This window comes from Myroides odoratus (assembly GCF_965118575.1).
Taxonomy (GTDB): Bacteria; Bacteroidota; Bacteroidia; order Flavobacteriales; family Flavobacteriaceae; genus Flavobacterium; species Flavobacterium odoratum_B.
The window spans coordinates 41,090-55,571 of the sequence record NZ_CBCPHW010000011.1 but is presented as its reverse complement, the minus strand read 5'-3'; the positions used below and the strand labels follow the sequence as shown (position 1 = coordinate 55,571).

General features: G+C 30.3%; 9 protein-coding genes. 3 read left to right on the top strand and 6 right to left on the bottom strand.

The genetic code is table 11. From position 1 onward, the window contains the following. The first annotated feature begins 1,419 nt into the window (after nucleotides 1–1,419). From ACMHJ2_RS10675 to ACMHJ2_RS10665, 3 genes are read left to right on the top strand one after another with little or no spacing between them, the layout of a single operon-like run. Entirely contained in the window at nucleotides 1,420–4,488 is a 3,069-nt protein-coding gene (locus tag ACMHJ2_RS10675; protein ID WP_413512857.1) for a SusC/RagA family TonB-linked outer membrane protein, read from the top strand. Nucleotides 4,489–4,493: 5 nt separating this feature from the next. Continuing rightward, nucleotides 4,494–5,858, top strand: a complete 1,365-nt coding sequence (locus tag ACMHJ2_RS10670) for a RagB/SusD family nutrient uptake outer membrane protein (RefSeq protein WP_413512856.1) — start codon at nucleotides 4,494–4,496, stop codon at nucleotides 5,856–5,858. Continuing rightward, nucleotides 5,845–8,406, top strand: a complete 2,562-nt coding sequence (locus tag ACMHJ2_RS10665) for an alpha/beta hydrolase family protein (RefSeq protein ID WP_413512855.1) — start codon at nucleotides 5,845–5,847, stop codon at nucleotides 8,404–8,406. The genes ACMHJ2_RS10670 and ACMHJ2_RS10665 overlap by 14 nt, the downstream gene beginning before the upstream one ends. A gap of 27 nt (nucleotides 8,407–8,433) precedes the next feature. On the opposite strand, the gene ACMHJ2_RS10660 is transcribed toward ACMHJ2_RS10665, so the two are convergent. The 6 genes from ACMHJ2_RS10660 to ACMHJ2_RS10635 form a co-directional block, all read right to left on the bottom strand. Beyond that, nucleotides 8,434–8,700 (bottom strand): DUF6520 family protein, encoded by a 267-nt coding sequence (locus ACMHJ2_RS10660; RefSeq protein ID WP_036497217.1) that lies wholly within the window; start codon nucleotides 8,698–8,700, stop codon nucleotides 8,434–8,436. A gap of 78 nt (nucleotides 8,701–8,778) precedes the next feature. Beyond that, nucleotides 8,779–10,245 (bottom strand): DoxX family protein, encoded by a 1,467-nt coding sequence (locus ACMHJ2_RS10655; protein WP_413512854.1) that lies wholly within the window; start codon nucleotides 10,243–10,245, stop codon nucleotides 8,779–8,781. 66 nt (nucleotides 10,246–10,311) lie between these two features. After that, complete coding sequence (locus ACMHJ2_RS10650) at nucleotides 10,312–11,676, bottom strand: S41 family peptidase (RefSeq protein ID WP_413512853.1); 1,365 nt, start codon at nucleotides 11,674–11,676, stop codon at nucleotides 10,312–10,314. A 7-nt stretch (nucleotides 11,677–11,683) separates the two neighbouring features. Then, entirely contained in the window at nucleotides 11,684–12,844 is a 1,161-nt protein-coding gene (locus tag ACMHJ2_RS10645; RefSeq protein WP_413512852.1) for a hypothetical protein, read from the bottom strand. A gap of 1 nt (nucleotide 12,845) precedes the next feature. Next, nucleotides 12,846–14,057, bottom strand: coding sequence for an arginase family protein (locus ACMHJ2_RS10640; RefSeq protein WP_413512851.1), 1,212 nt, complete (start codon nucleotides 14,055–14,057; stop codon nucleotides 12,846–12,848). A gap of 67 nt (nucleotides 14,058–14,124) precedes the next feature. Then, a complete protein-coding gene (locus ACMHJ2_RS10635) occupies nucleotides 14,125–14,409 on the bottom strand; it encodes a hypothetical protein (RefSeq protein WP_258204525.1) in 285 nt (94 codons plus the stop codon). Nucleotides 14,410–14,482: the final 73 nt, after the last annotated feature.

Here is a 14,482-nt window from a genome sequence, read left to right as displayed (position 1 = left end):
TGTTTTCTTGTGCCGAAAATCCTACAAGTGCCAGCAAGAGAATCGTGATGTCGCTCCATGCAAAAAAGTTTCATACTTTTGTAACTGCACTGGGGCGGTTCTCACGTATACTTTTAATGGCAAAGGGAGTAGGATTCCTCGGCTTAAAAGTGTGAGCCGCTCCTTGCTTTTATACAAGGTTTGATTATCATACTGTAAAAACATCGTTCATATAATTTATGTGAGCGATTTTTGATTTTAATACTTCGCTAATGCGATTCTTAGAAGAAAAAGAATTGTGATTGGATGATAGTTTGAAATTTGAATTGTTCTCATACAAAAAGCGACAATGGAAAAAAGAAAATTATTTCTTAATTCATTGTACTAGGCCTTAACTTAAAAACATTAAATGTTTGTGTTAAGATTGTTTTTTTCTTTAAAAGATTCGCACTCTAAAAGTAAAAACTTTCTTAAGACTTTCCAAAGAGAAAGCTGTCAAGCAGGTGTTTATTTTAGTAAAAGGTGACAAATTGAGATAGTTCAATACAAGGTACTGAACTATCCAAGAGAATTAAAGCATTGTAATCCATTGAAATGTATATGTTTTACTTTGCTTCAAAATACTACAGACTTCTAATCAATACCGTCTCCCAATTAGGTATATAGAGGTTTAAAACAAAGGTGGATTTGTTTAGTGTTCGTTGTATTAATGAATGCTTACAATACCTTATCTATCCTTAATGGACTTATCGAATGTTCTATTCGAGATTTTTTCAATTATTACATTTTATTAAACAACAAACAAGTAGTAACTAAACTCACATTTAGCCTATGATTAAACTTTAGTTTAACTAAATCTTATCGATGTAGATTGATTTGACATTAACTCTTTAATGTTAGATGGCTACCCTTTTACCTATTTAGTTAGAGTTATAACACATTTTACGCTAGGTCTAAAAACAGTTTTTAGATGCGTACAGGATAACTATTGCCTTTATCACACATAAATATAGCTCGTTCATCCATTCGGCTAAAAGGCAATAAAGATTAGTTAGTAAGGAAAAAAGCTATGAAATAAGTCTCTCCTACTGTGCTATTTATTAATCACCCTTTAAAACTATTAATTATGGAGAAAAACCGCTTGCTATAGGGCTTTAGCCTAGGTGGTTAATTATAGGCTTAGTCCTTAGTAGGCATTTAAACAAACAAAAACAGTATGGCTTAAAGGGATTTTAGGTCGTGCTAAAAGTCCATGACTATCTCCTTGCTCTGGTTTGCATCTTGGGAGACGTGCTTTAGAGCTTGGAGATAGTTTTATAAAATATGTATGAATTAAATATTACCCATTAACTAACCTTTTGATATAGGCTTATTTAAGTACACGGCAATAAGAATCTTAATGATTTAAAAGCATTTATATCAAAATCAATTATAAATATTATGAAAACTCAATTTTTAACCTTTTTTGGTTCTAGGAAGGCTATACCGCTAATCTTTTTGGTTAGTTTATTTAGCAGTCCAATCTATGCCGTATCAAATGATAAACATTTATCTTTTAGTGTATCTGACTTGTTACAAGATACAAAACAAAAACCAACTATAAAACTCTCAGGAACGGTAAAAGATTCCTTTGGTGCTCTTGGGGGTGTTATAGTGACAGTTGGAACTACAGTAGTTACAACTGATTTAGATGGAAAATACACCACCTATATTACCTCTGGTGATAAGATAACCTTTTCAATGATAGGCTATAAAGATCAGTCTATTGTTTTTGTAGGTGGTAATGTTCTTAATATTACCCTTAGTGAAGATAATAATACACTTGACGAGATAGTGGTTAATGCTGGATATTATACCGTTAAAGATCGTGAGCGTACAGGTAGTATTGCTAAAATTAAGCAAACAGATATTGAGAAAACACCTGTTAAAGACTTTATAGGAACTTTACAAGGTAGAGTAACGGGAGTACAAGTTTCTCAAAAATCTGGTGTACCTGGTAGTGGCTACTCAATAAAGATAAGAGGAAATAATAGTCTTAGATCTTCTGCAAATAATCCATTATACATAATAGATGGGATACCTATACCCTCAGATAATATGAGTAGCTCAATAATCTCAGGAGGATCTATTCCTCAAGGGGGAATTTCACCGCTAAACAATATTAATTTAGAAGATATTGAAAGTATAGAAATACTTAAAGATGCTGATGCTACTTCTATTTATGGCTCTCGAGGAGCTAATGGAGTAGTCCTGATAACAACTAGACAAAACAAGGAAAGAGGTACACATTTTACACTTAATAGTTCTACAGGTGTAGGACACACAATTAATCGGATGAAAATGATGAATACACAAGAGTATTTATCTATGCGAGAAACAGCATTTACTAATGATAATATACTAGACTATCCAGTAGATGCATATGATGTAAATGGCGTTTGGGATAAAAATAGATATACAAATTGGAGAAAGGAGCTACTTGGTGAAACAGCTCATTTTAATCGGGTACACCTAAAGGTAACTGGTGGAAATGCAAACACCCGATTCTTAATCAGTACGACAACAAAACAAGAATCTTCTGTTTTTAAAGCTAATACTCTTTATAAGCAACTAAGCTTTTTTTCCTCTATGAATCATACATCAAAAGATGAACGATTTAAATTATTATTTTCAACTTCTTATTCAAAAAATGATAATAAACTTCCCTCTATTGATTTAACTAAACAAGCATATTCACTTAGTCCTAATGCTCCTAAATTATACAATGCTGATGGTACTCTTAATTGGGAAGATGGTACTTGGGAAAATCCATTAGCAAGAACCAATAGCATATACAAAAATAAAACTCAAAGCTTTACAATTGGTGGTGACCTAAGCTATCAATTATCTCCAAGTATTACTGCAAAAATTAATATTGGTTACATAAATTACAATAACTATGAAATCAATACATTACCCTCAACCATATATAATCCTAAATATGGTAGAACAAGTACTAATTCTTCATTATATCTAAACCAAGGTAATACAAATACACTAATTACAGAGCCACAAATTTCTTGGAACAAAGGCTGGGGTATTCACAATATACAGGTACTATTAGGAGGTAGTTTTCAACAGCAAAACACAGATATACTAAATCTAACTGCCAGCAATTTTATTAGTAATAGTCTAATTGAAAGTATAGGGGCAGCTAATAGTATAAGAGTAAACTCTCATTTATTAAATCAATACAGATATCAAGCTTTCTTTTCAAGAATAAATTATCAATTTAAAAATCAAGGTTTCATTAACTTAACTGCCCGAAGAGATGGTTCAAGTCGTTTTGGAGATAATAATCGTTTTGCAAATTTTGGAGCAATTGGGGCTGCTTGGATTCTGATTAACAATCAAAATATTAAGGCTTCAGATATTATAAACTTTGCTAAAATAAGAGCTAGTTATGGAACAACTGGTAGTGATCAAATTGGAGATTATCAATATCTAGATACCTACTCAGTAAACTCTAATAGTTTAGCCTATTACGATGGTAGTGTAGCCATACAACCCAGTAGATTATACAATCCAAGCTTTGGCTGGGAGATCAATAGAAAGTTTGAAGTTGCATTAGATCTAAACTTTTTTAATGATAAAATAGTTCTAAACACCGCTTGGTATAAAAACACTTCATCAAATCAGTTAGTTGGTTTGCCTTTGGCTGCAACAACAGGTTTTAATACAATTCAAGCAAATCTAGATGCGAAGGTTCAAAACACAGGACTCGAAATAGACCTTATTGGTAAGATTATAGATACAAAAGATTGGAAATGGTCAAGTTCTTTTAATGTCTCTTTTGAACAAAACAAACTCTTAAAATTTCCAAACTTAGAATCTTCTCCTTATGCAAACCAATATGTGATTGGTAAATCTACTCAAATACAAAAAATGTATCACTATCAAGGAGTTGATCCAGTTACAGGTCAATATAAGTTCAAAGATTTTAATGAGGATGGAAAACTAACCTATACAGATGATAGAGAATCACTTATTGATTTAAATCCAAAATACTATGGTGGAATTACCAATAATATAAGCTACAAAAACTGGTCTTTAAGTTTCTTATTCACCTTTAGCAAGCAAACCTCAATCTTATATAATCTAACAAATGGTGTTGCTGGGGATATGATTAATCAACCGAAAATGATGAAAAACAACTTTGATCAATCTCCATCTAATGATTTTCAAAAATACACCTCTGGTCGAGACTCCAAACTTACTGAAGCCTATTATGATTACTTTATTGAAAGTGACTATTTGGCTCAAAACTCAAGTTTTATTAAACTCAAGAGCCTTGAATTTTCATATATGATTCCTAAAATTCTAAATAATAACATGCAGGGGAAAATCTATTTTCAAGGATACAATCTATTAACTATCTCCCCCTTTAAAGGAATTGATCCTGAAACATCCAACTTTAATTTTTTGCCTCCAACAAGAACCTTCACAATTGGAGCTGAACTAAATTTTTAAGAATTATGAAACATTTAATCAATATAGCTATAAGTATAATTATTCTTGCATTACTATCTAACTGCCAAGATTATACTGAAATTGATTTACCTAAAAATCAATTAACAAGACCCGTTGTATTTGAAGATCAACAAACTGCAACAAGTGCTTTAAATTTTATTTATTCACAAATAAGAGAATATAGTTTAATGGGAGGAAATTCATTAAGTGCCACTCAAATCTGTTCAATATATGCGGATGATCTAACTTATAACAGTAGTTCGGTAAATGATTACTCGAATCTATTTAACTACAATATAACTGCCAATACAAACATTTTCTACTCTATTTGGTCTAGAAACTATAGTATACTTTACTCTATAAACTCCTTTATTGAAGGAATTGAAAAGTCTTCAAAACTTGAAAATAGTTATAAAAATCAAGTATATGCAGAAGCCTTAACCTTAAGAGCATTTTTACATTTTAATTTGACCAATCTTTTTGGAGATATTCCCTATATAACAACTACAGATTATACCCTCAATAATAAAGTTTCACGAACTAACCAAGAGCAAGTATACAGACTATTAACTCAAGATTTATTGCAAGCTGAGCAATTGCTCTTTGAAACCTATCCTACCCAATTAAAAACACGCATCAATAAGTCTAGTGCTCAAGCACTACTGGCTAGAGTTTACTTATTTCAGCAAAATTGGACAGAAGCTATCTCTTGGGCTACAAAGGTCATTAATGCAAACTCCTTGTATCAACTAGAAACAATAGACAAGCTCTTTTTAAAAGAAAGTAGCTCAACAATCTGGCAATTACAATCAGGTAATACGGGAAATAATACACTAGAGGCGATGTCTTTTATTTTGGAAACACCACCAGTAACCTACTTAATATCAGAAAATTTAATTAACAGCTTTTCTTCCAGTGATCAAAGGTTGAAACTTTGGACAAAAGACATTGGCAATTTCAAAATTCCCTACAAATATAGAGCTAAAGGAAACACTACTACCTCTAAAGAGTATACCATTGTTTTAAGACTTGAAGAACTCTATTTAATTCGAGCTGAAGCTTATGCTAAAAGCAATCAAACACTAGATCTTGCTTTACAAGACTTGAACACCGTTCATTTAAAGTCTGATACACAAAAAATCACTTTAACTAATCAAACTGATATTCAAGAAGCAATTTTTAAAGAAAAGCAACTAGAGTTCTTCTCTGAACAAGGACACAGATGGTTTGACCTAATAAGAACAAATCAAGTAGATGCCATATTAAGTAAAAACAAACATAACTGGAAAACTAATAATAAACTTTTCCCTATCCCCTTAAAAGAAATAAGTATTAACCCTAATCTATTACCTCAAAATGAAGGCTATTAATCCACTTCTAATACTGGTTTTTACATTTTCAATACTTGCTTATTCACAAGAGCCTAAACAAATTCAAATAACTGATTATAGGCTTTGGAGCAATCTTTTAAATTATGATATCTCCTCTAATGAAAAATGGTTTTATTGGAACATCAATTACCCCAATATAACAGATACCCTTTTTATTAAAAACACAGATGATAATAAAATCCAAGCCTTTAGAAACAGTCAACTAATAGCGTTTGATGCACAACAAAAATTTGCTTTAATTCAAAATGACAACGCTCAAACCTATTATACAAATCTAGAGGATCGAAAAGTGCAAATTTTGCAAGGAGAAGATGCTAAATTTATTTTTGATGACCAGTTCATAGTTACTACCAATCAAGCAAAGAAAACAATTTCTCTATTTAATAGAAGTAGTAATCAAGTAAGTCTAACTGCATCCTTAGAAGAGTTGTTTGTAAGTGCACAAAAAAATATACTAATATGGATAACATCTGATAATAGTATACAAATAGCACAAATGATAAAGGATAAATTAGCGATTAAAACTATTTGTCAAGCAGGTGGATTAAAACGAAAAAGACTAACTATGAATAGTCAAAATTCGATGCTAGCATTTTTAGAAGAAGACAATGAATCTTATGGGACTTTAAAGTCTCATAGGATTCATATCTTAGATTTACAAAAGTTGACTAATAGTACAATCGATTTAAAATCCTTCAAAGAATTTGAACAATACTTCATTGTTGACCATTTGAATTACAAATCACTTCAATTTAATGAACAAAGTAATTCTCTGTTATTTACAATTCAAAAGAAAACAAACAAATCTGTGCAAACAAACCAGGTTCAAGTCTGGCATGCTAACGATACCATAGAATACCCAAGAAAAAAGATATTGAACCCTGAAAACATTCCCATACTATCAAGCTACCATTTAAAACAAGAACATATTAATATTCTAAGTCAACCTAGTTCCATACAAACAATAATTCTTAATAACTCTAATTTTGCCTTACAGTACTATCAAAATCAATTTGATAGTAAATACAGTAGATTAGGTAGTAGCGATATATATATACTGGATATAGAAAATCAAACAAAACACTTACTTGTCAATCGTTTTCCAATAAATAACTTAAGTAAAAATCTGAATTTATCTCCAAATAATCAATACCTGTCTTATTACTGGCAAGACAATTGGTATATCTATAATACAGAAACTCAAGCAACAACTAAAATCCCTATTAACAAATTTGATTCCTTCACTGCAGCAAACCAATACAAACCTGATAATAGCTTATTACTAGATTATGCTATATGGACTACAGACAACACACTCTTGTTAACAGGAAATCAGTTTTACTGGTTATATAATCCTAAAACAAGTAAAATTCAGAAAGTTGTTTCTAGAAAACATCAAAATTATACTTTGACAATCAAACAATTTGCTAATCATCTAAAATATAGTAATAACTTCTATTTGACATATCAGCCTACAATTGATATAAAACAAGGATTCTATTTTACAGGTATCAATAAAGACTTTTACCACTCACTCTTTACCTATAAAAATAATCAGCTTACAAAAATACTTGAAACACCACATAAGCTAGTTGATTTTAAAAAGATTAGTTCTAATAGCGTACTCTATAGGATACAAGACAGTAATCTTGCTCCTGAGATCTATCTTAAAAATAAAAAGCACAATAATAGATTACTACAAACCAATACTTTTCAAAAAGACTTTACTTATCCTAGAAAAGAAATTATTTACTATACCAACTCTCAAGGTGATAGCCTAAAAGGTCTCTTACTGTACCCTACTGTTTTTAATAAAGATAAAAAGTATCCTATGATAACTCATGTCTATGAAAAACAAGTAAACTTTGAATACCAAGCTTATCACATACCCACTCTGTATAATCCTAATGGGTTTAACTCCATTAATTATACTTCTAATGGATACTTTGTCTTTTTTCCTGATGTAACCTATGAAATTGGTAATGTTGGTCAATCAGCTTTTGACTGTGTAATCTCTGCTATAAAAGCATTAGAAGTAAAGGACTACATTGACTTTAATAACCTTGGTCTAATTGGTCATTCCTTTGGTGGCTATCAAGTTAATTTTATAGCCACACAAACAAATATATTCCATGCTATTGTATCTGGTGCAGCTAACTTTGATATCATATTTGCTTCTCTTACTTTAGATAACAACAATACTTATACTAATCAAACTTGGAGGTATTTAAACTATCAAATGAGAATGGGCACCAGCGCTCAAGATAACTACTTAGGTTATCTCAACAACTCTCCTATTTTCTTTGTCAACAACATCAATTCCAACGTATTATCCTGGACTGGAGAAAATGATTATTCAGTCAATAAACAACAAAGCATTGCTTTTCATCTCGCTATGAGAAATTTAGACAAACAACATACTTTACTAATTTATCCCAATGAAGGACATATTCTAACTATACCAGAACATCAAAAAGACCTATCAAATAGAATAATGTCCTTTTTTGAGAAAAACTTAAAAAAATAGCGTTGGATTTCTCCAACGCTTTTATTATTAATTAGCTACTTTTTTGAATAACGGTAACACACATTGTGTATCAGATTCCCATAAATATAGATCATGAGTTCCGTCCTTACACATTTGTACATTTTCAGTTAGAGAACAAGTAATATTTGTATTTGTACAAATATTATTTATTTCTCTATATCCATCTCTATCGTTAGGATCAGCTTTTGTATCAATATTACTTGCAAAAGCACCTACAATTGCAATAGCAAATGCTGCTACTGGCATTACTACATTTTTAATGGTTGGTTTCATAATAAATAAATTTGATTAATGACCTACTCTATTCTTACAGGTTTTTCAGTCTTTCCCCCTGTCCTTGGCCATGGAATATTATTTAAATCGATCAAGATTTAATTCATACTTTCTAATATAGGTGTCAAAAACAACAAATAAATACTGATCGTTAAATATGAATTCAACTAGTTTGTTATTTTTTCTATTTGGAATTACAAAACTAAACTGGTAGCTAGAATCCCTCAAATCATAAACATCAATCACAGAAGTATTTCTCCAATTAATTTTAGCCTCATTCTTCCCTTTTAAATTTGAATTAATTAATAAATAGTTACCAAATGTAGCTGTTCCCATATTTGTTGTAAGTGGAGGGGTTAGCATCTGTTTTTCTTGTTGCAAAGAGGAAATTGTTATTTGAGCTTTACTAATGGTATCTATTGTTTTCCCAGCATATTCTAAGGTTAATGTTGGCTTAATAACCAAATATTCATTTCTATAAAAATAAGTGTATATAACTCTATTCAATTCCTGATTGTATAATAAAGTACCATCGGTATCAAAAACTCCATCTATTTGTTTAGTAAGTAAACTATCGTTTAGATCAATACTCGATTTTTCAAGATCAATAAGCCCTAAAACATCTACCCCTTTTGATTTACTTCTGGCCCTAATAATTATACTATTCTTGGCTATAGGTTGAGATAAAGAAAAGTAATACTTTGAAGATTGTCTCTCTAGTTTTTTCGATTTTAATCTACCTTTATAAATGAAAGGGACTACTCCATCTGTTAAGTAAACTAGAGAATCTATTATATGCAATCTTGTTTTATAATAAGTTTTTTCATTACCCTCTAATTGTAATGAACTAGAAACTAATGTATCTAAGTTCGTAGATAAACTGCCTAAAAAAAGAGGTGCTGTACTATTTCCAAGATAAATACTATCATTTTGTAGTCCAATCAGATAATATGAATTTAATTCCAAATCGTATTCATTTACATAGTTGAGTGCATAGGAAGCAAATTTTCTGATAAATGGATTTTCTTTTTTTATGATGTGTTCTGAAGAGAGAAACAGTAGAATAACGATACCTATGCTTAGTATAGTTAGTAATATAGAAGATATAATAAAACGATTTTTGTTTGTTTTATTATTCTCTTTATCATTTTCTTGAAAGTAGATGGCTAATAATCCCAAAATACATACGATGATATTAAACCATAGATGCTCTGTCCATCCCATCTTTTCAAGTATGCCTCCACAAGAGCAAGGAATAAAGTCGCTGTAGTTTAATATCAAATAGATATAAATAGTAAAAGCTACCATTAATCCGTAACTAAGATACAATCCTAAAGTCTTAGTCTGTTTTAATGTTAGGAACAAAGCGATAACAAGTTCAACAATAATAACCAAATAAGCTATTGTAGTAGCGTAAGCGCTTAATAGTGGGGACTGAGTCAGTTGAACTTGAAACGCTTCAAAAGTGATGAGTTTGCTTATAGCTGCATAAACAAAAAGTAATACAAAGAAATATTGTACAATAAGTGAGAATTTGGCTTTCATAGTATTGGCATTTTGGGATATCCAAACCTACAAATAGCTAAATACCAAAACAATACGTGTTTTTACCTAATTTTTAATATACTTTAGTATGATATCTTCTGAAAGCTCTTCTTTCACCAAAATATTAGGTTCAACACCTATTTGATCAAGTACTTTTCCTTGACTTGTTACATACATTGCAGTGGGTAAAAAAAGTGTATAACCATCTCTGATTTTAAATTCCTCTGCATTTAGCATCTTACCAGCTGATTTCTCACCAATTATTAAAGCCATTTTATTTTCTTTAAAACCTTGTAAAATAGGCTCACAAGTACTTGCTGTTTTTTCATTGACCAAAAAATAGAGTTTTTGATAAGGTATTGTATTTTTAGCTTCAACCTTTAAAACGATGCCTTCTTTTTCTGAAATTCCCTTTAAGAGCAACTCATAGTTTGCTTTGCTAAAAACATCATATCGATTCAGTTCTTGCTTTGTTGGTAAACTTTTTTTTGTATTGTAGTATTTTCTTGTAAGAAACACCCCTCCTACTATATCCTGTTTCACAAGTCGTTCTGCGAAAGTCATTCCTGCCTCAATACTTCCTCCGGAATTATCTCTTAAATCAATTACAAGGTTTTTAAACTGCTTTTGAGCTACTTGATCTAAAACCTTATTCATATCTTCTGAAGTTCCTGAAAAAGAGCCTATTTTCACATAATACGTATCACTATCTAAGAATTTATGTGGAAAATCTGTAGTTTGAGATTTTATATATTTATCCCAATCTTCCCACGCAATAAAAGCACTGTAGTGTGAAAAACCTAAATCATTGCTGAAATAATAAAACCCCATTAAAAATTCTAAATCATCTCTGAATTTCTCACAAGAATTGTCCATCTGTTTTTTAAAAGTCTGCCATTTCTTGGAATCTAAAACAGATCTATTATATATCTTATCTTGAGTTATTTTTTCTATATCCTTCCAAATTGCTTTATAATCTTTCTTTTTAATCTTTAGATTCAAATCTGAATTAAATAAACCAACTGTTTCTTTTTTTCCATTGAGTAACTTCCCTTCTATCCTATCATTTGTTTTAATAGCTCTAAAATAGAAATTACCAAACATTGTGGTCATAACTCCTTTTAAAGAGTCCCCCTTAATCTCTCCCTTTTGAATCTTTATTAAACTCCCTCCCTCTAACTTTTTATTAAACAAACGAGCCACACCTGCTTTCATTCCCCCTAAAATAAGTTTATCACTTCCTTTTGGGCTCTCAGCAAAAAAAGTATTCTCTTGTTTATTAAATGAAAAATCGAAATGGGTTTGTACAACACCGATATCTTTCATTTTTAACGTTGTAGGCCACTCTTGTGGTACATTAGCCTTTGTACATCCTGTAATTGATGAGAAAAAAAGTAAAAAAAGACTTCTCATATAGATTTTAAATTTCATAATTGGTTTACTTTAGTATGATTTGGTTTTCTAATAGGTCATCGATTGCTTTTTGTTGATACGTAATATTATCAATACAATAACTATCCATGATTTTTATTTTGTTGTTTTGAATATAGGTTAATAATGTGAAGAGCTCTTTTGACATTTCAATACTTACTAAGGTTAATTTATCAAATAGTACATTAACCGAATTGAATTTTAAAATATGGTAACGCTGAAAATTAAATGACAAAGAATTCTCTCTTGGTTTTAAATCTTTGTTTTCTATTGCTTCTTGAGGTAAAAACTTTTCTAAATATAGCCATCCTTCCCACTGCGAAGGAGACCTCTTGATATAATGCTCCAAGATCAAAAACAGTTTTTTAGTTGTCTGTTTTATGTAAGATGTAGAATCTTGATCTACTTGTAAAATTGGCGCTTTAAATATCAACTTTATTTTTCCCCAGTCCTCTCTTGGAGCAACAACTGGAATAATTGGCAATTCAAAACGAGAAGAAATATAGGCTATTCCTTTTCTTGCCAGTATAATCCTATCTAAAAATACAACCTCTTCTAAATTCTTATTATCGCGAAGTGGTACACCTGAATTTCCATCGATATAAAAAACTAAAGAATATCCTCTTTTTATATAGTCTCTAATCTGCAAAATTGAATTTCTGTTCTCTGCATTTATGATTTGAAAATCAAAATTGAAAACTCCTTTATTTATTTGATTATTTAGTTTTTCTATATCCAGGTAGGTTTCATCACCTTGTTTTTCAATATATTGCTTATCTGTAATTAAGACAAAAGGTATTTGTTTTGAAATTAAGTGCATATTAAGTATTCGATAAGAACCGACATGATATGTACAATAGATTGTCGATTGCTTATTATCTAACAGCTCTTTACTATTTTGATCATATACTACATCCATTGTATCTAATAGCTCTACATATTTTTGATCAAAACTTGCCCAACTTTGAAAATACTTAACCTCTCTTGCAAAGTTCTCATGACTTTCTACAGTAAAAGAAATTTTATTTAAATTCTGATCAATCTGATAGAAGTATTGCATTAATGTGGGATTACTTTTAAAATCAGTCTCCATAAAGTATGAACGTGCACCTATAACCCACTCGTAATAACTATAAGGCAACTTAAATTCTGATATATTTTTGTCCATCTTAATTTTTGTATTTGTTATTTACTGTTCTAGTTAGTAGGTGTACTATTAGTTGTAATACTATATCTCCTGTTACACCTGTTTGATCTCTTTGTGGATCAACTTCAACAAGATCTATACCTACTATATTTAATCTTTTAAATAAGATATCAAGCATGTATATAACCTTATTAAAGGAAAGTCCATTGCTAATTGGATCAGAAACACCTGCTAATAAATTAGGATCAAATACGTCAACATCAAAAGTTAGATAATAAGACAAATCAGTATCAATAGCACTTAACCAATCATTGCTCTGTTGAATCTGAAAAGAAGTAAAAAGTACGTGTTTCTTATTTAATTCTCCTGTTAGTTGACAACCTTTCAAACCTCTGGGACCAAGTGTAATTACCTGTTTTACTCTGTCAAGTTCTAATACCTTCGTTAAAAAGTTACCATGATGATTTACCGTAATATCTCCATAGAACTCATCAATTTCACTAAAATAAGTATCTGAATGTGCATCAAAATGAATTACTCCTATATCATTACTATCGCTAATTACCTTGATAATCGGATAACTTATCGAATGATCTCCACCTATTGAAAAAGGGGTATTTTTATTCTCTACCAAATGACTAATCAACTTATCTATTTTGCAAAAATAATTACTTGGTGACTCTGTCAAATAATAAAACAAATCTCCAATATCCATTGTATTGTCAATCAATGTTTCTTTATTAGATTCTAATAACTCCTTATCCAACCCTAATAATTGTCCCAACAGATTTATATTTAAATGTGCCAAATTAAATCGAGATGAAATTGTTCTTAAATAAGAAGGTGCTTTTTCTATACTCAATGAATTAATGTTTCCCATAGCATAGGGAATTCCTAACAAGCATATTTTATTTCTTACTTCTTTATATTCTTGTGCTTGAAGACCAAAATAATTTTGATTGTAAAGACGCATCAATGGTTCTACATTATACTCGTGCTTTAAAACAATTATCTGATTGTTAAGTAAAAAACTCCAAAAAGATTTCTTCTCTTCTATTGTACTGATATTGATACTACAAAACTCTTCATAAGTAAAATCTACCTTTTTAAAAGCATTAATTATCGAGTATGATTCAAAGTTTAAAGCACATCTTTTGAGAGTTATCTTATTTTCGACAATAACTTCCTTCTCTAAAACTTGAAAACTGACACATTTTGCTACTATATATACCATCTTTAAAAACAAAGATTCCTCCAAAGAATCATTATTACAATACCATCTTTGGAGGAATAATTAACAATTAGTTTTCAATTCTAAATTGCAATCTGAATGACTGTGCCACATCTCCAACTTTTGGATTCATGGGCTCTAATGTTTGAATTGTTTTTAACTCAACATCTACATCATTACCATTACATCTATTACTACATCTAGCAGTTTCTTTCTGTAATGCTTCTGCATCATTGAAATCTAAAGTCGCAAGCCTTTGTTGAAAATCTTGAAACGATAATTTGTTGCTTGCTAATTCCTCTGAGAATGAACCTACAACTAAATTCTCTCCTGTAACATTTTTAAGTGTTTTCATAAAAATAGTTTTGATTGGTTAATGATATTAAACATGGCCAAACTACTACATGGTAAACACTTAAAAAATACGT